26 protein-coding genes are annotated in these 24,725 nt (G+C 64.3%); 11 read left to right on the forward strand and 15 right to left on the reverse strand.

Annotated features, from left to right (window positions below; translation table 11 throughout):
* Together ugpC and FJ951_RS06295 are read right to left on the reverse strand one after the other, a co-directional pair.
* Positions 1–1,068 carry a sn-glycerol-3-phosphate ABC transporter ATP-binding protein UgpC gene (gene ugpC, locus FJ951_RS06290; RefSeq protein ID WP_140513998.1) on the reverse strand — a complete coding sequence of 356 codons (1,068 nt, stop codon included), beginning with the start codon at positions 1,066–1,068 and terminating at the stop codon, positions 1–3.
* 2 nt (positions 1,069–1,070) lie between these two features.
* Positions 1,071–1,841 (reverse strand): SDR family oxidoreductase, encoded by a 771-nt coding sequence (locus FJ951_RS06295; protein WP_140513999.1) that lies wholly within the window; start codon positions 1,839–1,841, stop codon positions 1,071–1,073.
* Between the two features lie 282 nt (positions 1,842–2,123).
* On the opposite strand from FJ951_RS06295, the gene FJ951_RS06300 reads away from it, so the two are divergent.
* From FJ951_RS06300 to FJ951_RS06315, 4 genes are all read left to right on the forward strand, one after another.
* Complete coding sequence (locus FJ951_RS06300) at positions 2,124–3,356, forward strand: sugar ABC transporter substrate-binding protein (RefSeq protein WP_140492503.1); 1,233 nt, start codon at positions 2,124–2,126, stop codon at positions 3,354–3,356.
* A 461-nt stretch (positions 3,357–3,817) separates the two neighbouring features.
* Positions 3,818–4,687, forward strand: coding sequence for a sugar ABC transporter permease (locus tag FJ951_RS06305; protein ID WP_140492500.1), 870 nt, complete (start codon positions 3,818–3,820; stop codon positions 4,685–4,687).
* The gene (locus tag FJ951_RS06310) at positions 4,684–5,508 is read left to right on the forward strand and encodes a carbohydrate ABC transporter permease (RefSeq protein ID WP_140514000.1); all 825 of its coding nucleotides are present in this window, start codon (positions 4,684–4,686) and stop codon (positions 5,506–5,508) included. Before FJ951_RS06305 ends, FJ951_RS06310 begins: the two co-directional genes overlap by 4 nt.
* Positions 5,509–5,586: 78 nt before the next feature.
* Entirely contained in the window at positions 5,587–7,113 is a 1,527-nt protein-coding gene (locus FJ951_RS06315) for a M81 family metallopeptidase (RefSeq protein ID WP_140514001.1), read from the forward strand.
* Positions 7,114–7,226: 113 nt separating this feature from the next.
* Here the strand turns inward: FJ951_RS06315 and FJ951_RS06320 are convergent, their stop codons facing one another.
* The 6 genes from FJ951_RS06320 to FJ951_RS06345 all read right to left on the reverse strand — a co-directional run bounded on the left by FJ951_RS06320 (position 7,227) and on the right by FJ951_RS06345 (position 12,491).
* Positions 7,227–9,281: a M3 family metallopeptidase gene (locus FJ951_RS06320; RefSeq protein WP_140514002.1), complete on the reverse strand. Its 2,055-nt coding sequence runs from the start codon at positions 9,279–9,281 to the stop codon at positions 7,227–7,229.
* An 85-nt stretch (positions 9,282–9,366) separates the two neighbouring features.
* On the reverse strand, positions 9,367–9,777 hold the full coding sequence (locus FJ951_RS06325) for a nuclear transport factor 2 family protein (protein WP_181168552.1): 411 nt from the start codon (positions 9,775–9,777) through the stop codon (positions 9,367–9,369).
* A gap of 20 nt (positions 9,778–9,797) precedes the next feature.
* Entirely contained in the window at positions 9,798–10,442 is a 645-nt protein-coding gene (locus FJ951_RS06330) for a carbonic anhydrase (RefSeq protein WP_140492485.1), read from the reverse strand.
* Between the two features lie 138 nt (positions 10,443–10,580).
* Complete coding sequence (locus tag FJ951_RS06335) at positions 10,581–11,351, reverse strand: DUF429 domain-containing protein (RefSeq protein WP_140514003.1); 771 nt, start codon at positions 11,349–11,351, stop codon at positions 10,581–10,583.
* On the reverse strand, positions 11,348–12,232 hold the full coding sequence (gene pdxY, locus FJ951_RS06340; protein WP_140514004.1) for a pyridoxal kinase PdxY: 885 nt from the start codon (positions 12,230–12,232) through the stop codon (positions 11,348–11,350). Before pdxY ends, FJ951_RS06335 begins: the two co-directional genes overlap by 4 nt.
* A gap of 7 nt (positions 12,233–12,239) precedes the next feature.
* Complete coding sequence (locus FJ951_RS06345; protein ID WP_140514005.1) at positions 12,240–12,491, reverse strand: hypothetical protein; 252 nt, start codon at positions 12,489–12,491, stop codon at positions 12,240–12,242.
* A gap of 163 nt (positions 12,492–12,654) precedes the next feature.
* On the opposite strand from FJ951_RS06345, the gene FJ951_RS06350 reads away from it, so the two are divergent.
* From FJ951_RS06350 to ppa, 5 genes are all read left to right on the forward strand, one after another.
* Complete coding sequence (locus tag FJ951_RS06350; protein ID WP_140514006.1) at positions 12,655–13,290, forward strand: LemA family protein; 636 nt, start codon at positions 12,655–12,657, stop codon at positions 13,288–13,290.
* 51 nt (positions 13,291–13,341) lie between these two features.
* The gene (locus tag FJ951_RS06355) at positions 13,342–14,151 is read left to right on the forward strand and encodes a YgcG family protein (protein ID WP_181172209.1); all 810 of its coding nucleotides are present in this window, start codon (positions 13,342–13,344) and stop codon (positions 14,149–14,151) included.
* Positions 14,152–14,159: 8 nt separating this feature from the next.
* Positions 14,160–14,798, forward strand: coding sequence for a TPM domain-containing protein (locus FJ951_RS06360; RefSeq protein ID WP_140514007.1), 639 nt, complete (start codon positions 14,160–14,162; stop codon positions 14,796–14,798).
* A gap of 116 nt (positions 14,799–14,914) precedes the next feature.
* Positions 14,915–15,421 (forward strand): GNAT family N-acetyltransferase, encoded by a 507-nt coding sequence (locus tag FJ951_RS06365; RefSeq protein ID WP_140514008.1) that lies wholly within the window; start codon positions 14,915–14,917, stop codon positions 15,419–15,421.
* 190 nt (positions 15,422–15,611) lie between these two features.
* Positions 15,612–16,145, forward strand: a complete 534-nt coding sequence (gene ppa, locus FJ951_RS06370) for an inorganic diphosphatase (RefSeq protein ID WP_140514009.1) — start codon at positions 15,612–15,614, stop codon at positions 16,143–16,145.
* A 14-nt stretch (positions 16,146–16,159) separates the two neighbouring features.
* Here the strand turns inward: ppa and FJ951_RS06375 are convergent, their stop codons facing one another.
* The 5 genes from FJ951_RS06375 to ccmA all read right to left on the reverse strand — a co-directional run bounded on the left by FJ951_RS06375 (position 16,160) and on the right by ccmA (position 18,514).
* On the reverse strand, positions 16,160–16,741 hold the full coding sequence (locus FJ951_RS06375; protein WP_140514010.1) for a DsbE family thiol:disulfide interchange protein: 582 nt from the start codon (positions 16,739–16,741) through the stop codon (positions 16,160–16,162).
* Positions 16,738–16,911, reverse strand: coding sequence for a heme exporter protein CcmD (ccmD, locus tag FJ951_RS06380; protein WP_140514011.1), 174 nt, complete (start codon positions 16,909–16,911; stop codon positions 16,738–16,740). Before ccmD ends, FJ951_RS06375 begins: the two co-directional genes overlap by 4 nt.
* Positions 16,908–17,057: a hypothetical protein gene (locus FJ951_RS28380; protein WP_181172205.1), complete on the reverse strand. Its 150-nt coding sequence runs from the start codon at positions 17,055–17,057 to the stop codon at positions 16,908–16,910. The genes ccmD and FJ951_RS28380 overlap by 4 nt, the downstream gene beginning before the upstream one ends.
* Positions 17,044–17,709 (reverse strand): heme exporter protein CcmB, encoded by a 666-nt coding sequence (ccmB, locus tag FJ951_RS06385; protein ID WP_140514012.1) that lies wholly within the window; start codon positions 17,707–17,709, stop codon positions 17,044–17,046. Before ccmB ends, FJ951_RS28380 begins: the two co-directional genes overlap by 14 nt.
* 196 nt (positions 17,710–17,905) lie before the next feature.
* Positions 17,906–18,514 carry a heme ABC exporter ATP-binding protein CcmA gene (gene ccmA, locus FJ951_RS06390; RefSeq protein ID WP_140514013.1) on the reverse strand — a complete coding sequence of 203 codons (609 nt, stop codon included), beginning with the start codon at positions 18,512–18,514 and terminating at the stop codon, positions 17,906–17,908.
* 284 nt (positions 18,515–18,798) lie between these two features.
* On the opposite strand from ccmA, the gene acnA reads away from it, so the two are divergent.
* A complete protein-coding gene (gene acnA, locus FJ951_RS06395; protein ID WP_140514014.1) occupies positions 18,799–21,489 on the forward strand; it encodes an aconitate hydratase AcnA in 2,691 nt (896 codons plus the stop codon).
* 38 nt (positions 21,490–21,527) lie between these two features.
* On the opposite strand, the gene FJ951_RS06400 is transcribed toward acnA, so the two are convergent.
* The gene (locus FJ951_RS06400) at positions 21,528–22,208 is read right to left on the reverse strand and encodes a ceramidase domain-containing protein (protein WP_140492252.1); all 681 of its coding nucleotides are present in this window, start codon (positions 22,206–22,208) and stop codon (positions 21,528–21,530) included.
* 180 nt (positions 22,209–22,388) lie between these two features.
* Here FJ951_RS06400 and FJ951_RS06405 point away from each other — a divergent pair, with 180 nt between their 5' ends.
* Positions 22,389–23,204 carry a thioredoxin family protein gene (locus FJ951_RS06405; RefSeq protein ID WP_140492249.1) on the forward strand — a complete coding sequence of 272 codons (816 nt, stop codon included), beginning with the start codon at positions 22,389–22,391 and terminating at the stop codon, positions 23,202–23,204.
* Between the two features lie 91 nt (positions 23,205–23,295).
* Here FJ951_RS06405 and FJ951_RS06410 read toward each other — a convergent pair whose 3' ends face one another.
* Positions 23,296–24,681, reverse strand: coding sequence for an FAD-binding oxidoreductase (locus FJ951_RS06410; RefSeq protein WP_140514015.1), 1,386 nt, complete (start codon positions 24,679–24,681; stop codon positions 23,296–23,298).
* Positions 24,682–24,725 lie beyond the last annotated feature (44 nt).

Below are 24,725 nucleotides of genomic sequence, written 5' to 3' on the forward strand. Positions count from 1 at the left end.
TCATAGAGGCAGGCCCGTCGCCTTGTCGAAAAGATGGACGTTGCGCGGCTCGACCGAGACCGGCAGGCGGTCGCCCGGCTTCACCTGCATCCGGTCGCGGAAGACGACGCGCACCGTATCGCTGCCAATGGCGCCGTAGACATGGGTTTCGGAGCCCGTCGGCTCGACGACGTCCACCTTGATGGTCATCGCGTCGGCAGCTTCGCCGATGACAAAATGTTCGGGCCGGATGCCGGCCTCCACCGCGCTGCCTGTCGGCACTTCTTTGCCGGCAAGCGCAAGCCTTCCGCCGCCAGTCGATTCGAACCAGCTGTTCGTGGCCGTCGTCTTGAGGGACCCGGAAACGAAACTCATCGAGGGCGAGCCGAGAAAGCCGGCAACGAACTTGTTGGATGGCCGGTCATAGAGCTCCAGTGGCGGCCCGACCTGCTGGATCCGGCCGCGATCCATCACCACGATGCGGTCGGCCATGGTCATGGCCTCGATCTGATCGTGGGTGACATAGACGACCGTCGATCTCAGTCTCTGGTGCAGCGCCTTGATCTCGGTGCGCATCTGCACCCGCAATTGCGCGTCGAGGTTGGACAGCGGTTCGTCGAACAGGAAGACCGAGGGCTCGCGCACGATGGCGCGGCCCATGGCGACGCGCTGGCGCTGACCGCCCGACAATTGCCGGGGGTAACGGTCGAGATAGGAGAACAGATTGAGGACGCTGGATGCCTTCTTGACCTTGTCCTCGACCGCGGCGGGGTTCTCGCCGCGGATTTTCGGCCCAAAGCCGATATTGTCGGAGGCCTTGAGGTGCGGAAACAGCGCATACGACTGGAAGACCATGGCGATGTTGCGCTGCTGTGGCGGCAGGTCGTTGGCGCGCACGCCGCCAATGACGAGATCGCCCGAGCTTATCGTTTCCAGTCCGGCCAGCATGCGCAGCAAGGTCGACTTGCCGCAGCCGGACGGGCCGACCAGCACGACGAATTCGCCGCTCTCGATGTCGAGGTCGATGTTCTTGAGGATGCTGTGCTGGCCGAAGGATTTCGAAAGGTCGCGGAACTGGACGTCGGTCATGGTCACGCTCCCACTATGTCGTCGATGAACGGCAGGCAGCCGGCGGTCAGGCCGGCATCCACCGGCATCACCACGCCCGTTACGCCGGACGCCCGGTCGGAGGCAAGAAACGCCACGGCTTCCGCCACCTCCGAGGCATTGACGATGCGGCCGAGCGGATATAGCCGCTGGAGCTTGCCGAGAATGTCGGGGTTCTTGGCCAGGCGATGGTCCCAGGCGGCGGTACGGATCGATCCCGGACAGACGACATTGGCGCGAACGCCGCTGCGGCCGAGCTCGACGGCGATCGCCTTGGCATAGGCGTTGATACCGGCTTTGGCGGCGGCATAGGCGGGGTTGCCGAAATGGGCGATGGCGTTGACGGAAGAAATGAAGACGACGCTGCCCGAACCGCGCGCCGCCATCGCCTTGACCAGCGGGTCGGCAAAAGTCATCACGCCGGTCAGGTTGAGGTCGATTTCCTGCCCTATCCTGTCGGTCGTCAATGCGCCGAGCGTCTCCGCGCGCGTCCAGCCGGCATTGTTGATCAGGATGTCGGGCACGCCGTCCTTGTCGAGCACGGCCGCGACGGCTGCCTCGACCGAAACCCGGTCGAGAAGGTTGAAGACATGGCGCGAGGCGAGGTGCGGGCTTGCCAACGCCTCCTCCGATTGATCGCAACCGACCACCCGCGCGCCTCTTCCGGCCAGCAACGCGACGATCGCCGAGCCGAGGCCACCGCCGGCGCCCGTGACAACGACAGTGCGGCCTTCGAATTCGGCTTTCGAAACCACGGCGCTTGCTCCTCCGGCAGTTAGAGCAATTCCAGAAAAGTGTATACGGTTTTCCGTCCGGAATTGCGTCAAAACAAAGAGTTAGAGTGGTTCTCCGTTTTCTGTGAAACGGGGAACTGCTCTAGGTAGATGCCGGCAGGCTAGTGAATGGAATGTAATTAAGCAACACGATAATCTGCTTGCGTGCTGCCAATTCCTCGATAATGTAGGAAAGTCACATAATCCTGCGTCAACATCGGCGTGAGGAGCGCAAAAAGCGCTGAACAAAATGGGAGAGATCGGATGAGCATTGCGAAATGGACTGTCGGCTTGATGGCCGGAATGAGCATGCTGGCCTTCGCGGCACAGGCGCAAGCCGGCGAGGTGCGCGTCACCGTCGCTGAATACAGCGCCAAGACCGGCCCCTACTTCGAGGAGGTCAAGAAGGAGTTCGAGGCAAAGAACCCCGGCATCACGGTCAAGTTCGAAGTGGTGCCGTGGGATGTGCTCTTGCAGAAGCTGACCACCGACATCACCGCCGGCACCAATGCGGATCTCTCGATCATCGGCACGCGCTGGCTGATCGACTTCGTGCAGCAGGACGTCGCCGAGCCGCTCGACAGCTACATCACGCCAGACTTCAAGGGCCGTTTCATCGACACGTTCCTGTCGCCTTCGATCATGGACGGCAAGACCTACGGCCTGCCGATCGCAGCTTCGGCGCGCGCCATGTATTACAACAAGGAGCTGTTCGAGAAGGCAGGCATCGCCAAGCCGCCGGCCAACTGGACCGAGCTGCAGGAGGACGCCCGCAAGATCAAGGCGCTGGGGTCCGGCACATTCGGCTTCGGCCTGCAGGGCAAGGAGATCGAGACCGACGTTTATTATTATTATGCGATGTGGTCATACGGCACCGAGATCCTCAACAAGGACGGCACATCGGGCTTGAGCACGCCTGGCGCGCTCGAAGCCGCCAAGCTCTACAAGTCGATGATCGACGAAGGCCTGACGGAGCCCGGCGTCACCTCCAACAACCGTGAGGACGTTCAGAACCTGTTCAAGCAGGGCAAGGTCGGCATGATGATCACCGCACCCTTCCTGTCCAACCAGATCAAGGAAGAGGCGCCGAGCCTGAAATACGGCGTGGCGGCTATACCCGCCGGCCCGACCGGCGCGCGCGGCACCTATGGCGTCACCGATTCCATCATCATGTTCAAGAACTCCAAGAACAAGGACGAGGCCTGGAAACTGCTCGACTTCCTGTTCACCACGGAACAGCGCGCCAAGTTCACGCAAGGCGAGGGCTTCCTGCCGGTGAACAAGGAAGAGGCCAAGATGGACTACTACGTCAACAATGCCGACCTCGCCGCCTTCACCGCGCTTCTGCCCGATGCCCGCTTCGCGCCGGTCATCCCGGGCTGGGAAGAGATCGCCCAGATCACGTCGGACGCGATCCAGAAGATATACCTCGGCGGCGACCCGGAGGCGGGTTTGAAGGATGCGGCGGCGAAGGCCAACGCCGTGCTGAAGAAATAGGGCGTATCTCCCTGCGCCCGTGGCGCGCCCCACTCAGGCGGGGCGCGCCACATCTTGCAGACTCGAGCAGAAAGATAGTTCATCGATATCAGCGCCGCCCCAGCCAGGCTCCTTTCCTCTCCCTCCGGAGGGGGGAGAGGTGGCTCGGCGAAGCCGAGACGGAGTGGGGGAACCACCTGGCAAAGCCGCGACGGACATAGGAAGCGCAAGCATCGCCTCGCCTTGCGCCCAAGAGTCGACCCCCACTCCGTCGAGCTTCGCTCGACGCCTCTCCCCCGGTCGACGGGGGAGAGGAAGGGCCCCCTTCCGCAACTGCTGCGGAGGACGGGCAGGCAGGGCGCGCAGCGACGCTTGCAAGGAGTCCTGAAGCTGTGCCCCTGAGAAGAACGAGGCGGGATTAAGTCAATCTGTTAGGCCAGCGCAATCCAATCTCCACCCGCAACACGGTACAAAACCAGCCGATGCAAAATCGCTTCTTGCCCTATCTGCTGACCTTGCCCAGCCTGTTCCTGGCGGCGATCGTGATCTTCTGGCCGGTCTGGGACCTGATCCAGATCGCCACGCATGACGTCAACCGCTTCGGCCAGCTGCGCGAATTCAGCGGCCTTGCCAATTTCGCCGCCCTCACCACCGATCCCGATTTCGTCGCGGCACTGTGGCGCACGGGGATATGGACCGTGCTGGTGGTTGGCGGCGCGCTGCTTCTGTCGATCCCGGTCGCGATCATCCTCAACACCGATTTTTACGGCCGCGGCCTTGCCCGCGTCATCATCATGCTGCCCTGGGCGGTGTCGCTGACCATGACGGCGGTGGTCTGGCGCTGGGCGCTGAGCGGCGAAAGCGGCATGCTGAATTCGGCGCTGCTCGGCCTCGGCCTGATCGATCACAATGTCCAATGGCTGGCCAGCGCCGAGACGGCGTTCCCGATGCAGGTGCTGATCGGCATATTGGTGACGGTGCCGTTCACCACGACGATCTTCCTCGGCGGCCTGTCTTCGATTCCGGACGATCTCTACGAGGCCGCCGCGCTCGAAGGAGCGACGCCGGCACAGCAGTTCCGCGAAATCACCTTTCCGCTCCTGAAGCCGTTCATCAACATCGCCATCGTGCTCAACACCATCTATGTCTTCAATTCCTTCCCGATCATCTGGGTAATGACGCAGGGCGGGCCGGCCAATTCGACCGACATCCTGGTCACCCACCTCTACAAGCTCGCCTTCCGCATCGGCAAACTGGGGGAGGCTTCCGCCGTGTCGCTGGTGATGTTCGCCATATTGCTGGTCTTCACCATGATCTATGTGCGCCTCGCCATGCGGGAGCAGCGCGCATGAGGAACAAGCTGAAACGAACCGTCATTGCCTGGCTGCTGCTGGCGCCTTTGATCGTGGTGACGATCTTTCCGTTCGCGGTGATGTTCCTGACCGCGGTCAAGCCGCGGCAGGAGGTGCTGTCGCCGACATGGTGGCCGAGCGAATTCCGCTGGTCGAATTTTGCCGACATGTGGGTGGCGACCGGCTTCGGCCGGGCGCTCGCCAATTCGCTCTATGTCTCGGTGATCGCCACCGTCGGCGCCATCCTGATCTCCGTGCCGGCGGCCTATGCCATGTCGCGCTTTCGTTTTGCCGGCTATGGCGCCTTCCGCCAGTTCCTGCTGATCTCGCAGATGATCTCGCCGATCGTGCTGGTGCTGGGCCTGTTCCGGTTGATGGCCGCCTGGGGGCTGGTCGAATCGACGACCGCGCTCGGCTTCATCTACATGGCCTTCAACGTCGCCTTCACCGTGTGGATGCTGCAGAGTTATTTCGACACCATCCCGCGCGATCTCGAGGAGGCGGCCTGGATGGAAGGCGCCGGCCGCTGGCTGACGCTGCGCAAAGTGTTCCTGCCGCTCTGCCTGCCGGCCATTGCCGTCACCGCCATCTTCACCTTCATCAACGCCTGGAACGAATTCGTCGTGGCGCTCACCATGCTGCGCAGCCAGGAGAGCTACACGCTGCCGATCCAGGTGTTCTCGCTGGTCGCCGGGCGCTACACCATCGAATGGCACCACGTCATGGCCGCCACGCTGCTGGCGACGCTGCCGGTGGCGATCCTGTTCATCTGGCTGCAGCGCTACCTCGTGCGGGGGCTGGCGCTCGGAGCCGTCAAATAGCAATTCCATGAGAAAGTATATGGCGGTTTTTCAGTCCGGAATTGCGAGAGCGAAGAGTAACCTGTCCACGGAGCTTTCATGCGCATCTTCACCGCCTCGCTGGCGACGGAAACCAACACCTTCTCGCCGGTGCCGACCGACAGGGCATCGTTCGAGATGGCCTTCTATGCCGGGCCGGGCAAGCATCCGGAGACGCCGACGCTGTGCTCCTCGCCGATCGTCGCGCTGCGCCGGCGCGCGGCCGCAGAGGGATTGACCGTCATCGAGGGCACCGCCACCTGGGCCGAGCCCGGCGGGCTGGTGCAGCGGCAGACCTACGAGGCGCTGCGCGACGAGATTCTGGGCCAGCTCCGAGCAGCGCTGCCGGTCGAGGCCGTCATTCTCGGCCTGCATGGCGCCATGGTGGCGCAGGGCTATGACGACTGCGAGGGCGACCTGCTCGAACGGGTGCGCGAGATCGTCGGGCCTGGCGTGGTGATCGCCTGCGAGTTCGACCCGCACAGCCACCTGACGCCGAAGCGCGTGGCAGCGTGCGACGTCATGGCTTATTTCCTAGAATTCCCGCACACCGATTTCTACGAACGCGGCGAACATGTCATCGAGCTTGGCCTCGCCGCGGCGCGCGGGGAGATCAAGCCCGTCATCTCGACCTTCGACTGCCGCATGATCCAGGTGCTGCCGACCAGCCGCGAACCGATGCGCTCCTTCGTCGACCGCATCAAGGCGCTGCACGGCAGGGACGGCGTGCTGTCGGTCTCGGTCATCCATGGCTTCATGGCGGCGGATGTGCCCGAAATGGGCACGCGCATCCTCGTCGTCACCGACAATGACAAGGCCAAGGGCGACGCGCTGGCCGAAACGCTGGGCCGCGAGCTCTACGCGATGCGCGAAAAGACGGCGATGACGATGCTGAGCGCCAAGGACGGCATAGAGCGGGCGCAGGCCGTATGCGCCGAAAAGCGCGGCAGGCCGGTGGTCATCGCCGATATCTGGGATAATCCGGGCGGCGGCGTGCCGGGTGACGGCACCATCGTGCTGCGGGAGCTTTTGGCCCGCGGCATCGACAATGTCGGCGTGGCGACGATCTGGGATCCGGTCGCCGTGACCTTCTGCCGGGCCGCGGGCGAGGGCGCCGTCATCGACCTGCGTTTCGGCGGCAAGGCCGGTCCTCAGGCCGGCGAGCCGATCGACGCCCGCGTCACAGTGCTGAAAGTTCTCGCCGAAGGTTGGCAGAGCTTCGGGCCGAGCCGGGTGACGCTCGGGCCCGCCGCGTTGATCCGCATCGAGGGCACCGAGGTCGACATCATCCTCAACACCAACCGCACGCAGACCTTCGAGCCGGACATTTTTTCCAACATCGGCGTCGATCCGCTGGCCAAGGACATGCTGCTGATCAAATCGACCAACCATTTCTACGCCGGCTTCGAACCGATCGCCGCCGAGATCATCTATCTCTCGGCGCCGAGCGCGTACCCCAGCAATCCGGCGGTGACGGATTATAGGAAACTGAAGCGGGCGATCTGGCCAAGGGTGGCGGATCCGTGGAAGGACAAGGCTCCCCCTTCTTCCCTTGTGGGAGAAGGTGTCGCCGAAGGCGACGGATGAGGGGCGTTCCAGGGAACACCCACGCCTCACTCCGCTGGAACACCCCTCAACCGTCTCGGCGCTGCGCGCCGATCCACCTTCTCCCACAACAAGGGGAGAAGGGAAGGCTCGCCCTACACCAGCCCCCGCTTCACCATCATGGCTTCCGGCGACGGCATCTTGCCGCGAAACGCGGTGTAGAGTTCTTCCGGATCCTTCGAGCCGCCGGCGGCATAGATGTTCTTTCTCAGCCGCTCGGCCAGCGCGGGATTGAAGGGGTCGCCCGTCTCCTCGAAAGCGGCGAAGGCGTCGGCGTCGAGTACTTCCGACCACATGTAGGAATAGTAGCCGGCCGAATAGCCCTCGCCGGCAAAGACATGGCCGAAATGCGGCGTGCGGTGGCGCATGGCGATGGTGTCGGGCATGTCGAGTTTTTCGAGCGTTTCGGCCTCGAAACGAAGTGGCTCCTCAGGCGCGTCGGGCCTTGCATGGAAGGCCATGTCGATCAGCGCCGAGGCGGTGAATTCCACCGTAGCAAAGCCAGCCCCGAAAGTGCGTGCCGCCAGCATCTTCTCGAGCAGAGCCTTCGGCATCGGCTTGCCGGTCTTGACATGCAAAGCGTGCTTTTCCAGCACCGCCGGCACGGTCAGCCAGTGTTCGTAGAGCTGCGAGGGCAGTTCGACGAAATCGCGGCTGACGGAAGTGCCCGACACCGAAGGCCAGGTGACGTCGGTCAGCATGCCGTGCAGGGCATGGCCGAATTCATGGAACAAGGTCTTCGCCTCGTCCACCGACAGCAGCGCCGGCTCACCCACGGGCGGCTTGGCGAAATTCATGATGTTGTAGATGATCGGCCTTGCACCGCGACCCAGGCGATAGCCTGACTTCAGCGCGCTCATCCAGGCCCCGGAGCGTTTCGACGGCCGGGCGAAATAATCGGCCAGGAAAAGGCCGCGCTCGCTGCCATCGGCATTCTTCACCACGAACACACGCGCGTCCGGATGCCAGGCGGCAATGCCTTTCTTCTCTTCGAAGGTGATGCCGAACAGTCTTGTCGCGACGTCGAAACAGGCATCGATGATCCGGTCGAGCTGGAGATAGGGCTTCAATTCCGCCTCGTCGAAGGCGAATTTCTCGGCGCGCAGCTTCTCCTGGTAGAACCGCCAGTCCCAGGCTGCGAATTTTTCGTTGCTGCCGGCTTCCGCCGCCAGCCGTTCCAACTCCTTCTGGTCGGCGGCGGCCTTTTCCAGCGCCTTTTCCCAGACGGGATCGAGCAGGTCGTGCACCGCCTTGGGCGTCTTGGCCATGGTGTCATCGAGCTTCAGCGCCGCGAAGGAGCCGTAGCCGAGCAGCTTCGCCTTCTCGGCGCGCAGCTTCAGCATGTCGCGCACCACGGCCGTGTTGTCGGTCGCGCCGCCATTCTGGCCGCGCATGGTGAAGGCGCGGAAGGCGATCTCTCGCAAGTCGCGGCGCTCCGAGAAGGTCGAGAACGGCTCGTAGATCGAGCGCGACAAGGTGACGGCGTAGCGGCCTTTCTGGCCGCGCATCTCGGCGGCTTCGGCCATCGAGCTCTTCACGAAATCCGGCAGTCCGGCCAAGTCGGCCTCGTCCAGGAACAGCGCCCAGTCGCGCTCGTCGGCAAGCACGTTCTGGCCGAAGCCGGTGCCGAGCGACGACAGCTCCTCATTGATCCCTGCCAGCCGCTTCTTGCCCTCGGCGTCGAGTTTCGCGCCCGAGCGGACAAAAGCCTTCCAGGTCTTTTCCAGCACCCGCAGCGTCTCGGCATCGAGCTTGAGCGTCTCGCGGCGCCGGTAAAGGTCGTCGATGCGGGCAAAGAGCCTTTCATTCATCGAGATCGCCGAGAAATGCCTCGACATCCTTGGCGAGATGTCGCGCTCCAGCGCCTGGATGTCCTCGTTGGTGTGGGCCCCGGCACGACACCAGAAGATCGACGAGACATGGTCGAGCGCTTCGCCGGCGAGCTCCAGGGCTTGAAGCGTGTTCTCGATGGTCGGCGTATCCTCGTTCGCGGCGATGGCCTCGATCTCGGCCTCATGCGCCTTCAGCGCCGCGTCGAAGACGGGTGCGAATTCATCGTCGCCAAATCGGGCGAAATCGGGCAGGCCGAGTGGCCCTTGCCACGTGGTCAGCGGATGGGCGGCGAGGTCGACGGCTTTCGTGGCGGGCATGGATTGTCTTTCGGGCTGGCAGGTCGGGAGGGGCTGAAATCACCGATGTAGGGCGCTCGTCCGGCGCGCGCAACAGCGCTGCCGGTCAGTAGGCTTCGCAGCTTTCCGCAAGCGCTTTCTGCGTGCTGGCCGTGATGCGGTCGCCCGCTATGGCGAAGGTCTCATGCATCAGCATGTCGTTGTCGGGGAAGTCGTAGCAGGCGATCACCGTGGTGACGCCGCCTTCGTTCTTCTCGATCCGGTGTCGGATCGCGGCACCAGCAACCGCACCTTTCCATTCGTCGAGCGAGGCGATGAACTCCTGCTTTCCCTGCACGATGCCGAGGTCGTCGAGTTCGATGCGCACATTGTCGGCGAGCAGGTCGGAAAGTTCGGTGCGGTCGGCGACCAGCAGGGCCGAATACCACCGGCTGATGATGGCGCCGTCATCGGCGCGGGCGGCCATGATCGCCATCAGCAGTGCGGCGGCGGTGAACATGACCGGCCGGATGTTCATTGCCTGGCGTGCCGTTTCGGTCACTCCAGCACCGGGCGCTCGAAATCGCCGGTTTCCTTGTTCATCACCCAGAGCTCGCCGGTCGAAATGTCGAACCAGGCACCGTGCAGCGACAGCCGCCCCTTGCCCTCAAGGATCGAGACGCAGGGAAAGGTCCTGAGATTGGCGAGGGAATAGCGGATCGAGATGCGCTCCAGCGCCGTCTGGCGCTCCGTCGCAGTCATGAAGGTGCTGGCCGACACGGTCTCGGCGGCCGGCGCGATCAGGCTCATCCATTTGCCGATGAAATCGCCCGGCGACAGTGGCGCGGAATTGGCGTCGAGCGCGGCACGGATACCGCCGCAGCGGCCATGGCCCATGACAACGATGTTCTTGACCTTGAGGCTCTGCACCGCGAATTCGAGCGCGGCCGAGGTCGAGTGGAACTCGCCGTCCGGCTCGTAAGGCGGCACCAGATTGCCGACATTGCGCAGCACGAAGAGTTCGCCGGGCCCTGCGTCGAAGATCGCCTCGGGAGCCGAGCGGGAATCGCAGCACGCGACGATCATGGTTTCCGGCGCTTGCCCCTCCCGGGCGAGCTCGCGATAGCGGCCGCTCTCGGTGAGATAGCGACCGTTCATGAAATTGCGGTAGCCGGCAAGAAGGTGGTCGGGAAGGTGAGGCATGGGCGGCTTTCCGGGTTGGAGGCGGCAGCTCGTTGCGGTCGAGAAAACGCTCTAGCGGTAAAAGCCCGTCGCGAGCAATGCAGAATTGTGGGGTTGGTGAGAAATGCCCTGCGTCAGGCGCAAAGCTGGGCAATGTTGTCACGCCCAGATGGCGACCGGTATGCCAAAGCCGTCGGTAAGTGGCGGGTCGGGAAACGGCCGTGCCGTGCAGGCGGCGATGCGGCCGGCGATCAGCATCATCGCCGCCGCATCGAGGAAATCGTCGGCGGCCGCACCGCGCGGCGGCGCCTGATCGAGGAAGTCTATGGCATAGCCGTGCCGGCTAAGCAGCGCCTTGCGTTCCGCCATGCCGGCCGGATTGATGCTGCCCTTGACCTTCTTCGGCATCAGCATGGCCTGCCCGCCGTTGAGCCGACAGAAAGCCACTTCCGGATGCGATTCGAAGACGCGGCCACGCAGTTCGGGCCGCGAGATCAGCAACGTATCGATCTCGCGTATTTTGCCAAAGATGCCGAATGCCTGGATCGAAACGCCGCGCGGCGGATCGGATGTGGTCCTGGCCACGTCGCTCGCCCGGCGATGCGCGGCGTACCAGGCTTCGATCGAAGTGAACTCGGCGGTATCGGCGTAGAGTGCCGCACGAGAGGGGATCGAGAAGACGCTGGATTGGCGTGGCCCGAGCAGCGACCTGACCTGCGCCTCCGGTCCGCGCCCGCCCTTGCTCGAAAATTCAGGCAGGCCGATCGGCATGTCGACGGCGACGATCGCGTCGTCGGGAACCGCAGCGAGCAGCATGGCGAAGCTGGCGAAAATTTCGACGGAGGGCAATGAGCCGGGTGCACGTCGAACGACGATCCAGCCGGCCTTGCAGCCGTCGACGCCGGCAACAACGACTTCGGCCGATGTCACGCGCGGCGGTCCCGCCCCGGATGCGTGAGACGGCGAAGCTGCACCATCGCCATCGGGTGCGACAGGCTCTGCGCATCGGTTTCGAGCTGCAATTCGTCGCCGCCGCGTTTGGCCGTGCGCGCCAGGATCTCGTAGACCGCCGCCGTCGTCGATTGCAGCGCCTTGATCGCCGGCTGGCCGGAGAGGATGCGCGCCAGGTAGACCGCCGCTGTCAGGTCGCCCAAACCGTTCGGCGGCTTGTCGATGACGCGGTGCTCGGCGAGCAGCGCCTGGCTGCCGTCGAGCAGAAGATTCCCGGTGCCGCCTGAAATCATCGACGGCGCCGAGGTGACCAGCATGGTTGAAGGCCCCGCATGGAGCGCCGCGGCCATCACCGACTTCAGGTCGGGCAACGGCACGCCGGCCATCCATTCCAGCTCATAGCGGTTAGGGGTAGCAATGTCGGCGATCGGCATCAGCCGGTCGCGCATGGCGATCGCCGTCGGCTCCGGCACATAGAGCCCGCCCGAATCGCCCATTACCGGATCGCAGATATAGACGGCGTCGGGCGTCCTCGCCTTGACCGCGGCGACCAGCGAGGCGACGGCTTCGGCCTGGCCGGCCTCGCCGAGATAGCCCGACAGCACCGCCCCGACCTCGCCCAGCCACGGCGCGCGCTCCAGATCGGCCATCAATGCCTTGAACTGATCGAGCGGCGGCACGATGCGGGTCGCGCGCCCATGGCCGGGATGCCACGGCAGGAGGATTGTCGGCACCGCCCATACCGGGAAACCCAGCGATTCCAGCGCAAAGACGGCGGCGCGATTGCCGACCGAGCCGCGTGCGACATGGCTGGAAATGACGATGACCGCGCGCGGCGCGTCGGCTTGCTCGGTGCTCATTGGAATCCTAACTGCCCCGGGTGAGGAAGAGCACGAGCCAGACCATCAGGCCCAGCGCCAGCAGCAGCCCAATTATCCGGCCAATGCGCGTGCCCCAGACTTCGATCGGATCGGCGCGGTCGGCATCGGCCGCCGCGACGTGGTCGCGCACGGCCTTCGCGGTCCGCGCCGCGAGCGAAGTGGCGGCCGGATCGGTTTCGCGCGCGACGCGCTCGAGGATACGGCGCGATTCGGTGTCGCTGTCCTGGCGCTGCGCCATGATGCTGTCCTGTTTTCGTGGCGAGCTTACCGCGTTCGCCCCGTCAATTACAGCGCCTTGCGACCGACCGTAATGCCATCGGCAACCGTCTGCGCCGAGGTCGTTTTCTTGTGCGCCGATTGTGGTAATGCTTCGCATGCAACTTCTACCGAGGGGACCGATCATGTTTGCCCAGCGCCTTGCTTTCCCGACATTCCGCACGCTGCCCGCCTTGCTGGTGATGGCCGTCATGCTGCCGCTGCTTGCCGGCTGCGGCTACAACACCATCCCGACGGCGGAGGAGAACGCCAAGGCGGCGTGGAGCGAGGTGCTGAACCAGTATCAACGCCGCGCCGACCTCATCCCCAACCTGGTCGAGACGGTCAAGGGCTACGCCTCGCACGAAAAGGACACGCTTGACGCGGTGGTCGAGGCGCGCGCCAAGGCGACGCAGGTCACGGTAACGCCAGAAACGTTGAAGGATCCCGAAGCCCTCAAGAGGTTTCAGGACGCCCAGGCAGGGCTGACCAGCGCGCTGTCGCGGCTGCTTGCTGTGTCGGAGGCATACCCGGACCTGAAGGCCAACCAGAACTTCCTGGCGCTGCAGGCGCAGCTCGAAGGCACCGAGAACCGCATCGCGGTGGCGCGGCGTGACTACATCCAGGCGGTCAGGGACTACAATCTGACGCTGCGGACCTTCCCCTCGGTGCTGTGGGCGACGTTCTGGTTCCGCGGCAACGAGCCCTTCGCCAATTTCACGGTCGAGGAGGACAAATTGCAGACGCCGAAGGTCGATTTCGGCACGAAACAGGGCGGATGATTGCCGGATTCCGACGTGGTGATCCTGCTCGCCAATGAGGGACGACGCGCCATGTATCGCGTCGCTGTCCTGCTCCTCGTTCTTGTGCTGCCATTTGCGGCCCTCGCCGCCGAGCTCCCGGCGCTGACCGGCCGTGTCGTCGACAATGCAGGCATCATCGATGCGGCGACCAGGGCGGCACTGACGCAGAAGCTTGCCGATTTCGAGACGAAAGGCTCCGATCAAATCGTCGTCGCCACCATCCCCAGTCTCGGCGGCGAGGAGATCGAGCCCTATGCCAACCGGCTGTACCGGTTCTGGAAACTCGGCCAGGCGAAGGAGAACAACGGCGTGCTGCTTCTGGTCGCGCCGAACGACCGCAAGATGCGCATCGAGGTCGGCTACGGGCTGGAAGGCACGCTGACCGACCTGCACACCAAGCTGATCATCGAAAACGACATGGTGCCGGCCTTCCGTGCCGGCGATTTCTCCGGCGGCATCACCAAGGCCGTCGACGACATGATCATGGTGCTCAACGGCAATCCCGAGGAGCTGGAAGCACGCGGCAAGCGCAACCAGCAGGCGCCGTTCAATTCCGACGATTTGTTCTTCGCCATCTTCATCGGCATCTGGGCGCTCATCTTCTTCGGCAGCATAGCGGCCTCGGTGTTGCCGCCGATCTTCGGCCAGAAGATCGGTCCCGGCCGTTACCGCTGGCTCGGCATGACGTTCGAGCCGAGCCGGCGATCGTCAAGTGGCGGCTGGTCGTCAGGTGGCGGCGGCTGGTCGGGCGGCGGCGGCTGGTCCTCGGGCGGTAGCGGCGGTGGTTTCTCCGGCGGTGGGGGCTCTTCCGGCGGCGGCGGCTCTTCGGGAAGCTGGTGAGAGGGATCATGGCGATACGACCGATCAGTCCGCAGGACCATGAACGCATCGCCGGGGCGATCCGCGCCGCCGAATCAAGGACCGACGGCGAAATCTACTGCGTGGTGGCGCATGCCAGCGGCAACTACTTCTTTCCGGCTGCCTTCGTGGCGGCTCTCGCCACGCTGCTGGTCAGCCTCGCCGTCGCCTATGGGCTCGAGGCCTGGTGGCTCACCATCCGTCTGCCGCACTTCGTCATTGCCCAGCTTCTGGCGCTGGCCTGCTTTCTTTTGCTGTTATGGGCCTTTCCGGGGCTGCGCATCCATATGGTGCCGAGACGGCTGCGCTATCAGACCGCGCATGACAACGCACTGAAGCAGTTCCTGGCCCGCAACGTCCACCGCACGACCGCGCGCACCGGCGTGCTGGTCTTCGTCTCGGTCACCGAGCGCTACGCCGAGGTGGTCGCCGATTCAGGCATCGACGCCAAGGTCGGCCAGCATGTCTGGGACGATGTGGTGCGCGAGCTTACCGCACATGCCGGCGACGACCGGCTTGCCGACGGCTTCGTCAAGGCGATCCGATCGGTTGGAGCGGTGCTCGCCGAGCACTTCCCGGTCACGTCGGGCGACACCAACGAGCTCGACGATCATCTGGTCGAGATTTGAGCTCCACCGACAGCCTCGAACGCGCATTGCGCAGGCGATGACGGCCTGTGAGAAAGCGTCCTCCGGACTGCCCGGACTCTTGCATTCGAGCGATGCGGGTTTATGGTTAACAAATCATGAATACGCTGAGCATCGATATCCGCAAAGCCGAATCGCGCGACGCCGCGGCGATCGCCGACGTGCATTTGCAGGCTTGGCGCGGCGCCTATAGCGGCATCATCCCGCACCGCACCCTGACATCGATGATCAACCGTCGCGGCGCCGACTGGTGGGCCAATGCCATCCGCCGCGCCGCCATCGTCCTGGTGATCGAGATTGGCGGCACGGTTGCCGGCTACGCCACGATCGGCAAGAACCGGGCCCGCGAACTCAAGCAGCAGGGCGAGATCTATGAATTGTACCTTCGGCCGGAATATCAGGGCATCGGGCTCGGCAGCCGGCTTTTCAAGGCGGCACGGGCGCGGCTTGCCGACCACGGATTGAAGGGCACGGTGGTGTGGGCGCTGGAAGACAATCAGAACGCGCTCGCATTCTATTCCGGCGCCGGCGGCCGCGATATCGCCGAAGGCGTCGAGATATTCGAGCAGAAGGCGCTGAAGAAGGTTGCTTTCGTCTGGGAATGACCGGCGAGGAACGATCGCGTAAGCGGCGCGAAGCGCAACCTACGCAATCACGACACTGAAACATCTTCTGCTAATGATTGAACGCATTGAATGCCATTGCGTCTTGCTGGGCGTTCTTGAGCACCATTCGCCGCATTGCACCATTTTGCGCCGCCCGCTATCGGTCTGCCAATCGAGAGAGGGATAAGTCATGCGTATTGAAGCCATCGCCACCGGAAAGAATCCGCCCGAGGACGTTAACGTCATCATCGAGGTGCCGATCGGCGGCGAGCCGATCAAATACGAGATGGACAAGGAGGCCGGCACGCTGTTCGTCGACCGTTTCCTGCACACCTCGATGCGCTATCCTGGCAATTACGGCTTCGTTCCGCACACGCTGTCTGGCGACGGCGATCCGATCGACGTGCTGGTCTGCAACACGCGCGCGCTGGTGCCCGGCTGCGTCATCAATGTGCGGCCGATCGGCGTGCTGATCATGGAAGACAATGCCGGCCAAGACGAGAAGGTCATCGCCGTGCCGTCGCCGAAGCTGACGCTGCGTTACGAGAACGTCACCGAATACACGCAGTTGCCCGAGATCACCCGCGATCAGGTGCAGCACTTCTTCGAGCACTACAAGGATCTCGAACCCGGCAAATGGGTCAAGATCGAGGGCTGGCACGATTCCAAATACGCCAAGAAGATGATCGTCGACGCGATCGAGCGGGCCAAGGCAGGCAAGTAGGCCGGCCAGTCGCCTCAGTTCGGCGCGGCCAGCGCCTTCTCGATCTGCGGCAACAGCAGCGTCTGAGCCGTCTCGGCCGTCAGCGGGCCGACATGCTTGTAGGCTATTTTGCCGTCCTTGCCGATGACGAAGGTTTCCGGCACGCCATAGACGCCCCAGTCGATCGCCGTGCGGCCGGCCTCGTCGACGCCGATCGCCTGGAACGGATTGCCGAGATCGCCGAGGAACCGGCGGGCGTTTTCCGGCCGGTCCTTGTAGTTCAGCGCCGCCATGGTGAAGCGCCTGTCCTGCGCCAGCCCCAAAAGCACCGGGTGCTCTTCGCGGCAAGGCGCGCACCATGAGGCGAAGACGTTGACCAGCGTCACCTTGCCGGCAAACGATTTCGAATCGAGTCCCGGCAGGTTCGTGCCGTCCAGCGGGGGCAGGTTGGTCGGCGGCGCCGGCAGGCCGATCAGCGCCGACGGCACCTCCGAAGTGTCGCGCCCCGACAGGAGTTGCGCCAGGAACAGCCCCGCCAGCCCGAGGAAGACCAGCAGCGGCAACAGCACGAACAGGCGGCGCCGGGGCGGCGCCGGCGTTGGCATATCCGTGCTCATGACGCGCGCTCCCCGCCCTTGTCGGAGCGTCGGCGCACGCCCGCCGCCTCGAGTTCGGCCAGTTCGCGCTTGCGGGCCCGCTGATCGAGCAGGATCCAGCCGATCAGCCCGGCCAGCGCAATCGCCGTGACGGCATAGGCGGCGGTGACGTAGAGCGCATGCGGGCTCATGCCGGCTGCCTCGTCGGCATGCCGCCCGCCAATTCGATCCTTCCGCCGCGCTCGATCATGCCTTCCCTTAGCCCCACGCCGGTGACCGCGCAATTGGCCGCCGCGCCGCAGCCCTTGCCGGTCGTGGCCGGCTCAATCCGTGCCATGGCGCAGCGCCAGCGCCGCCGCCAGCGGTCCGAGCACGGCAAGAAACAACGTCAGCGCGGCAAGAATGAGGAAAGGTTGCAGGAACGGATCGGGATTGGCCGTCGCGCCGTAACTCGCCGAAACCCCGAAGATCAGCACCGGGATGGTCAGCGGCAGCACCAGCACCGAAATCAGGAGCCCGCCGCGCGGCAGCGCCACCGCCACCGCCGCGCCGACGGCGCCGATGAAGGTGATCGCCGGCGTGCCGACCAGCAGCGTAAGCGCCGTGGCGCCGATGGCGATCGGCTCCATGTTCATGAACAGGCCGAGCAGCGGCGCGGCGACCACCAGCGGCAGCACGCTGCCCGCCCAATGCGCCAGGCATTTGGTGAGCACCGTCAGCGCCAGCATGTGGCGGTCGTTGCCAAGCACCAGGAGATCGAGCGAGCCGTCCTCGCGGTCGGCCTGGAACAACCGGTCGAGGCCGAGCAAGCAAGAGAGCAGTGCTCCGATCCACAGGATCGCCGGGCCGATGCGGGCTAGCAGTCTCAGGTCCGGCCCGACGCCGAAGGGAATGGTGGCGATCACGGCGAGGAAGAAGATCACGCCCGTCAGCGCCCCGCCGCCGGCCCGAATCGAAAGGCGGATATCGCGGAGGAGGAGGGCTAGCATGATATGAGATACTCGCGCTTGAGCGCCCCCCTCTGTCCTGCCGGACATCTCCCCCTCGAGGGGGGAGATTGGCAGCTTCGGTGGCGCGCCAATCTTTCAACCGTTGTAATTGGCGAAAGCCAAGCTGGCAGCCGATCTCCCCCCTCGAGGGGGAGATGTCCGGCAGGACAGAGGGGGGCGCCGTAGAGTGCCGTCATCAAAAGGCCTGCCCCATCCTCAACGTCTGCGCCCCCTCGATCCCGAGCGGCAGATGCGTTGCCGCGACGATCATCCCGCCCTCGGAACAATGCCCCCTCATCAATCCCGCGAATCGCGCCTCCGAATCCTTGTCCAGACCCGCCGTCGGCTCGTCGAGCAGCCAGATCGGTCGGTGGCTGACCAGCAGTTTCGCGATCGCCGCGCGTCGTCTTTGCCCGGTCGAGAGATAGCCGAACGGCAGATGGCCGATGCCGCCCAGTCCGACCGTCTCCAGCGCCTCCTCGACGCCGAAGGATCCACCGCCGTTGAAGTCGCGCCAGAAGCGCAGGTTTTCCGTCACGCTGAGCGCCGTTTTCATTGCGTTCTGATGGCCGAGATAGTGGCAGGCCGAAGCGATCGACGGAAATTCATCGCCGCCGCCCTCGATCAGCAAATTGCCTTCAGCCTTCGGCAGCAGTCCGGCGACGATCCTGAGCAAGGTCGATTTGCCTGATCCGTTCGGCCCGGTGACGACAAGCGCCTGGCCTTGATCGAGGTCAAAGCCAATGCCCGAAAACACCGTCTCGCCGCCGCGTTCGCCGCCCAGATTTTCGGCGATAAGCCGCATCCCTCGCCCGCCCTGAAACAATCCGCCTCGGCCCCTGCCGCATCGCACAAATTTGCTTTTTAACTGTCTAGAACTATTCCAGAAAATTCTCTATATGCGGTGCATCCGTGCCAGCGGTCGGCGCGGGAACAGAACTAGCGCCGAACCAGCGCACGCGCCGCCTTGAACGGCTCGGGTTGCTTGGGAGCGGACAGCGGAAATGGCCGTACCCGCACCTTTGCGCGTGATTGCATGCCATCGGCGTCCGTTCCCTTTCAGGCTGAACAGACAAGGACGGATCGCACGTGTCAAAATCCCTCGACAGTTTCAATTGCCGCCGCACGCTGAAAGCGGGCGACGCCGAATATACCTATTTCGACCTCGTCGAGGCCGAGAAGAACGGCCTCATCGGCATCGCCCAATTGCCTTATTCGATGAAGGTTCTGCTGGAGAACCTTCTGCGCAACGAGGACGGCCGCTCCGTCACCAAGGACTCGATCAAGGCCGTCGCCGGCTGGCTGACCGACAAGGGGACGGCCGGCGTCGAGATTGCCTATCGCCCTGCCCGTGTCCTGATGCAGGATTTCACCGGCGTTCCGGCGGTGGTCGACCTGGCGGCGATGCGCGACGCCATGGCCTCGCTCGGCGGCGACCCGCAAAAGATCAACCCGCTGGTGCCGGTCGACCTCGTCATCGACCATTCCGTCATTGTCGACGAGTTCGGCTCGCCGATGGCCTTCGCGCGCAATGTCGAGCTCGAATATGAGCGCAACGAGGAACGCTACAAGTTCCTGAAATGGGGCCAGCAGGCGTTCCGCAATTTCCGCGTCGTGCCACCCGGTACCGGCATCTGCCATCAGGTCAACCTCGAATATCTCGGCCAGGTGGTGTGGACCAACACCGAGGACGGCGAAACGACCGCTTATCCCGACACCTGCGTCGGTACCGATTCGCACACCACAATGATCAACGGCCTCGGCGTGCTCGGCTGGGGCGTCGGCGGCATCGAAGCCGAGGCGGCCATGCTCGGCCAGCCCGTCTCCATGCTTTTGCCCGAGGTCATCGGCTTCCGTCTCACCGGCAAGCTGAAGGAGGGCGTCACCGCCACCGACCTCGTGCTCACCGTCACCCAGATGCTGCGCAAGAAGGGCGTCGTCGGCAAGTTCGTCGAATTCTTCGGCCCCGGTCTCTCCAATATGACGCTGGCCGACCGCGCCACCATAGGCAATATGGCGCCTGAATATGGCGCCACCTGCGGCTTCTTCCCGGTCGATAGCGAGACCATCCGCTACCTCACAATGTCGGGCCGCGAGGAAAGCCGCATCGCGCTGGTCGAAGCCTACTCCAAGGCGCAAGGCATGTGGCGTGACGCAGGCTCCGCCGACCCGGTCTTCACCGACTTGCTGGAGCTCGATCTCGGCGACGTCGTGCCGTCGATGGCCGGCCCGAAGCGCCCAGAGGGCCGCGTCGCGCTGGAAGGCATCCCGGCCGGCTTCGTCAAGGCTATGGACACCGAATACAAGAAGGCGGCTGAAATCTCGAAGCGCTACGCCGTCGAAGGCACCGGCCATGATCTCGGCCATGGCGACGTCGTCATCGCCGCCATCACCTCCTGCACCAACACCTCGAACCCGAGCGTGCTGATCGGCGCCGGCCTGCTCGCCCGCAACGCCAATCGCCTCGGCCTCAAGCAGAAGCCCTGGGTGAAGACCTCGCTGGCGCCAGGCAGCCAGGTGGTCGCCGAATACCTCGAGAAATCCGGCCTGCAGAAGGAGCTCGACCAGATCGGCTTCAACCTGGTCGGCTTCGGCTGCACCACCTGCATCGGCAATTCCGGCCCGCTGCCGGCGCCGATCTCCAAGACCATCAACGATAAGGGTCTGATTGCCGCCGCGGTGCTTTCCGGCAACCGCAACTTCGAGGGCCGTGTCTCGCCCGACGTGCAGGCCAACTATCTCGCCTCGCCGCCGCTGGTCGTGGCGCACGCGCTGGCCGGCACGGTGACGAAGGACCTGACCACCGAGCCGCTCGGCGAGGACAGGAACGGCAAGCCGGTCTACCTCAAGGATATCTGGCCGAGCTCGGCGGAAATCCAGGAATTCATCGAGAAGAACGTGACGCGCGAGCTGTTCGCCCGCAAATATGCCGACGTCTTCAAGGGCGATGAGAACTGGCAGAACGTCAAGGCGCCGGAAGGCCAGACCTATGCCTGGGACGACAATTCCACCTATGTGCAGAACCCGCCCTATTTCGCCGGCATGACCACGGGCTTCGGCAAGATCGGCGACATCAAGGGCGCCCGCGTGCTGGGCTTGTTCGGCGACAAGATCACCACCGACCACATTTCGCCAGCGGGCTCGATCAAGGCCGCCTCGCCGGCCGGCAAATACCTCACCGAGCATGGCGTCGGCGTTGCCGACTTCAACCAGTACGGCACGCGCCGCGGCAACCATGAGGTGATGATGCGCGGCACCTTCGCCAACATCCGCATCCGCAACCACATGCTGGGCGAGAATGGCAGGGAAGGCGGCTACACCATCCATTACCCGTCGAAGGAAGAGGAATCGATCTACGACGCGGCGATGCAATACAAGAAGGAAGGCGTGCCGCTGGTCATCTTCGCCGGCGTCGAATACGGCAACGGCTCGTCGCGCGACTGGGCGGCCAAGGGAACGAATCTCCTTGGTGTCCGCGCGGTCATCGCCCAGTCCTTCGAGCGCATCCACCGCTCCAATCTGGTCGGCATGGGCGTCATCCCCTTCGTCTTCGAGGAAGGCACCTCATGGGCTTCGCTCAACCTGAAAGGGGATGAGTTGGTCGAGATCGACGGCCTGGACGCCCTCAAGCCGCGCCAGAAGATGGAAGCCAGGATCACCTATGGCGACGGCACGGTGAAGAAGGTGCCGATCATTTGCCGCATCGATACGCTTGACGAACTCGACTACTTCAAGAACGGCGGCATTTTGCAGTACGTGTTGCGCGATCTTGCCGCGTAGCGGCAAGGGAGTAGGGCTTAGGCAGTAGGAAATAGGACCTACTGCCTACTACTGCCTCGCTGTGGCGCGCCGTAGCGCGCCGCGGCGGCCAGCAGCACAGCCAGCATCAGCCCGTTGAGCAGGTGCCAGAGGAAGTGCGTGCCGAGCGGGAAGCTGGTGCAGACCAGCGGATCGATCATGCGGCAGATGACCGACAGCACGAAGATCGCCGATCCGGCCAGATTATACCAGCCGGCGCGATTGCCGCTGGCCGTCACCCAGACACCGAAGAAGGCGAGCGCCAGGAACGGCGGCAGGTAGCCTGTGGTGCCGTTCGACGCCTGGCGCAGCCAATCCGGCACGGCCAGAGTTATCGCTCCGACAACGGCATAGAAAACGACGAAGATCGCGATCGCCTTGCCCCATTCCAGGCGCAGGAAGCGGCGCAGGTTGAACAGCGTGTAGGCCAGCGTGAAGCCGGCGATCGGCACCACGTCGGCCCAGACCGTTCCCTTGGTGGCGAAGATGTGAAAGATCGTCGAGCCGACGCCGATCGCCACCACCCACCAGGCCAGGACCTCGGCGAAAATGCCGGTCCTGCATCGCCGCACTTCGCGGACGCCCCATAGTCCCGCGGCAATGAAAGCCAGGTTGGTCAAAGCATTCACCGGCTCGGCCCAAAGTTCAGGACCGGTTCGCTCGCAATAGAGATCGACTGGAGCCAGGAAACTTTGCCACATGATGATGATCCCGCCCCCGAATCGAACCGCCGGTTGAAATGCAGTGGGCTTCTCCTATTGCCGCCCTACCCAGGCTTGCAATGGCAAAATTTCACCGCAACGTGACTTCCCGTTGACTTCCGGTTCTGCCACATATTTCAGCCAATCAAAACAAAGCCGGCATCACCGGCGGGAATTGGAATGGTCATGGCCTCGCGTAGATCATTGTGGCTGGCAGCGTTCGCGCTGGCCTTCTCGGCGTTTGCCGGTGCCGGGCACGCCGGCGAGTCCGGCGGGCTCCCGGCCGACAAGCCCCAGGGCGACAGGCCCGTGGGCGTGGTCGAGCTGTTCACCAGCCAAGGCTGCAGTTCCTGCCCGCCTGCCGACGCCTTCTTCTCCGAACTTGCCGCCAGGCAGGATCTTGTCGCGCTCTCCTATCACGTCGGCTACTGGGATTATCTCGGCTGGCGGGACACGCTGAGCAGCAAGGAAAACACCGAGCGGCAATATGAGTATATGCGGGCCTTCGGCAACCGCTCAGTCTATACGCCGCAGGCGGTCATCAACGGCCGGGTCCATGTCAACGGCGCCAATCGCGGCGAGGTCGATGGCCAACTCGCCCGCATGGCAAGGATCGGCGAAGACATGCGGGTCGCCATCAAGGTCAGCCGGACCAGCGACCGCGTCATGATCGATACCGGCGATGGCGGGACCGGTCCCAGCGATGCCCATGTCGTCATCGTCTATTTCGAGCCGCCGCAGACGGTCACGATCGGCCAGGGCGAGAACACGGGCCGCAAGATGACCTATTGGAACGCGGTGACCGGCATCCAGACAGCGGGCATCTGGCACGGCAAGGCGCAGCGCTACGAATTGCCGATGAGTGAGATTTCCAAGAAGGGCGGCTGCGCCGTGCTTTTGCAGTCCGTCGGCAAGGACGGCCTGCCAGGGCCCATCCTGGGCGCCGCCTTCATTCACCGCCCCGGTTCCGATGCGCCGTTCGATCGAAGGCTCTGAAGCGCGCCGCCGAAAACGGAAATGATGCGACGCGCTGTCGGTCTCCATTCATGCCTGTCGACCAAACGGAATCGCGTTTGAGTGACCTGCCTCAATGGCCGGTCAGACGATCAGCGAAAGCGGCGAGGCGCGACGTCCGCCCCAGGCCATTTGCCTCCCGCCGGTCGGCGATGCGGTAGAGCTGGTACATGGCGTGGACGCCGAGCCAGCGCAGCGGCTCCGGCTCCCATTTCTTCACCGTGCGGTTGACCCAAGGCAACCGGGTCAGCTCCGTGTCGTGTCCGAGCACCAGGTCGCGCAAGGTGCGGCCGGACAGGTTCGAACTGGAAACGCCGAGCCCGACATAGCCGCCGGCCCAGCCGATGCCGCTTTCGCGATCGAAGCCGCACGTCGTGCACCAGTCGCGCGGCACGCCGAGCGTGCCGCACCAGGCATGGTCGAGCCGCACGCCTTTGGTCTGCGGCAGCAGCCTGGTCAGGATCTCGTGCAGCTGGTCGATGGTCGCCTGTTGTGTCTTGCCGCGCGTGTCGGTGCGCGATCCGAAGCGGTAGGGCACGCCCCGGCCGCCCATGGCGATCCGGCCTTCCCGCGTGCGCTGCGCATAGCAGTAGGTATGCGCGGCATCGCCCAGCACCTCGTAGCCGCTCCAGCCGATTTCGTCCCAGAGCTTCTGCGGCAGCTTCTCGGTCACCACGATGGCGCTGTTCAGCGGCAGCCAGAGACGCTCGTAGCCGGCAATGCCGGCGGTGAAGCCCTCGGTGGCGCGCACGATCTTTTCGGCGCGCACGACGCCGCGGTCGGTGGTGACCTTGCCCTTCTCGAGCGCCAGCACCTGCGTCTGCTCGTAGATCGGAACACCGAGCCGAACGACCGCCGCCGCCAGACCCTGCACCAGCTTGGCCGGCTGCACGCGCGCGACGTCGCGCACGACGAAGGCGCCCAGTACATTGTCGATGGCGATGCGCTCGCGCGCTTCCTGCGCACCGAGGAAGGCCAACCGCTCCGGCGGCATTTCCCAGTGCCGGGCCTCTTCGTACTCGGCTTTGGCGCGCTCAAGCTGCGCGGCGTTTGTGGCGACGGTGATGTTGTCGACGCGGCGGATATCGGCGTCGATCCCTTCGGCAGCGGCAATCGCGATCACCTCGTCGACCGTGCCGGACATGGCGCGCTGCATGTCGATCACCGCCCCGCGCGAGGAGGTTTTTGCATATTTCTCGCGCGACCAGCTGAAGCCGCCGGACAGCCATCCGCCATTGCGGCCCGAGGCGCCGAAGCCGGCGAACTCCTTTTCGACGATGGCGATGCGCAGCGCGGGCTCCGCCTTCTTCAGATAGTAGGCCGTCCACAGTCCGGTATAGCCGGCGCCGACGATGCAGACATCGGCCTCGATGTCGCCGGGCAAGGGTGGGCGGCTGGCCGGCGGGCCACCTATGTCGGCATACCAGAACGACACGTCGCCATTGCGCTGGGCTTGCATCTTGTGATCCGTTCTCCGTGCGATTCCAGGAAAAGTGTGGAGCG

Origin of the sequence: Mesorhizobium sp. B2-2-3 (genome assembly GCF_006442405.1) — a bacterium.
In the GTDB taxonomy this organism is placed as follows: Bacteria; Pseudomonadota; Alphaproteobacteria; order Rhizobiales; family Rhizobiaceae; genus Mesorhizobium.

What these genes read in the sequence shown, in the direction of transcription:
- ugpC (WP_140513998.1), bottom strand. Translation starts at nt 1,068, where the DNA reads ATGACCGACGTCCAGTTCCGCGACCTTTCGAAATCCTTCGGCCAGCAC.
- FJ951_RS06300 (WP_140492503.1), top strand. Translation starts at nt 2,124, where the DNA reads ATGAGCATTGCGAAATGGACTGTCGGCTTGATGGCCGGAATGAGCATG.
- FJ951_RS06305 (WP_140492500.1), top strand. Translation starts at nt 3,818, where the DNA reads ATGCAAAATCGCTTCTTGCCCTATCTGCTGACCTTGCCCAGCCTGTTC.
- FJ951_RS06310 (WP_140514000.1), top strand. Translation starts at nt 4,684, where the DNA reads ATGAGGAACAAGCTGAAACGAACCGTCATTGCCTGGCTGCTGCTGGCG.
- FJ951_RS06315 (WP_140514001.1), top strand. Translation starts at nt 5,587, where the DNA reads ATGCGCATCTTCACCGCCTCGCTGGCGACGGAAACCAACACCTTCTCG.
- FJ951_RS06320 (WP_140514002.1), bottom strand. Translation starts at nt 9,281, where the DNA reads ATGCCCGCCACGAAAGCCGTCGACCTCGCCGCCCATCCGCTGACCACG.
- FJ951_RS06325 (WP_181168552.1), bottom strand. Translation starts at nt 9,777, where the DNA reads ATGAACATCCGGCCGGTCATGTTCACCGCCGCCGCACTGCTGATGGCG.
- FJ951_RS06330 (WP_140492485.1), bottom strand. Translation starts at nt 10,442, where the DNA reads ATGCCTCACCTTCCCGACCACCTTCTTGCCGGCTACCGCAATTTCATG.
- pdxY (WP_140514004.1), bottom strand. Translation starts at nt 12,232, where the DNA reads ATGAGCACCGAGCAAGCCGACGCGCCGCGCGCGGTCATCGTCATTTCC.
- FJ951_RS06345 (WP_140514005.1), bottom strand. Translation starts at nt 12,491, where the DNA reads ATGGCGCAGCGCCAGGACAGCGACACCGAATCGCGCCGTATCCTCGAG.
- FJ951_RS06350 (WP_140514006.1), top strand. Translation starts at nt 12,655, where the DNA reads ATGTTTGCCCAGCGCCTTGCTTTCCCGACATTCCGCACGCTGCCCGCC.
- FJ951_RS06355 (WP_181172209.1), top strand. Translation starts at nt 13,342, where the DNA reads ATGTATCGCGTCGCTGTCCTGCTCCTCGTTCTTGTGCTGCCATTTGCG.
- FJ951_RS06360 (WP_140514007.1), top strand. Translation starts at nt 14,160, where the DNA reads ATGGCGATACGACCGATCAGTCCGCAGGACCATGAACGCATCGCCGGG.
- FJ951_RS06365 (WP_140514008.1), top strand. Translation starts at nt 14,915, where the DNA reads ATGAATACGCTGAGCATCGATATCCGCAAAGCCGAATCGCGCGACGCC.
- ppa (WP_140514009.1), top strand. Translation starts at nt 15,612, where the DNA reads ATGCGTATTGAAGCCATCGCCACCGGAAAGAATCCGCCCGAGGACGTT.
- FJ951_RS06375 (WP_140514010.1), bottom strand. Translation starts at nt 16,741, where the DNA reads ATGAGCACGGATATGCCAACGCCGGCGCCGCCCCGGCGCCGCCTGTTC.
- ccmD (WP_140514011.1), bottom strand. Translation starts at nt 16,911, where the DNA reads ATGAGCCCGCATGCGCTCTACGTCACCGCCGCCTATGCCGTCACGGCG.
- FJ951_RS28380 (WP_181172205.1), bottom strand. Translation starts at nt 17,057, where the DNA reads ATGGCACGGATTGAGCCGGCCACGACCGGCAAGGGCTGCGGCGCGGCG.
- ccmB (WP_140514012.1), bottom strand. Translation starts at nt 17,709, where the DNA reads ATGCTAGCCCTCCTCCTCCGCGATATCCGCCTTTCGATTCGGGCCGGC.
- ccmA (WP_140514013.1), bottom strand. Translation starts at nt 18,514, where the DNA reads ATGCGGCTTATCGCCGAAAATCTGGGCGGCGAACGCGGCGGCGAGACG.
- FJ951_RS06400 (WP_140492252.1), bottom strand. Translation starts at nt 22,208, where the DNA reads ATGTGGCAAAGTTTCCTGGCTCCAGTCGATCTCTATTGCGAGCGAACC.
- FJ951_RS06405 (WP_140492249.1), top strand. Translation starts at nt 22,389, where the DNA reads ATGGTCATGGCCTCGCGTAGATCATTGTGGCTGGCAGCGTTCGCGCTG.
- FJ951_RS06410 (WP_140514015.1), bottom strand. Translation starts at nt 24,681, where the DNA reads ATGCAAGCCCAGCGCAATGGCGACGTGTCGTTCTGGTATGCCGACATA.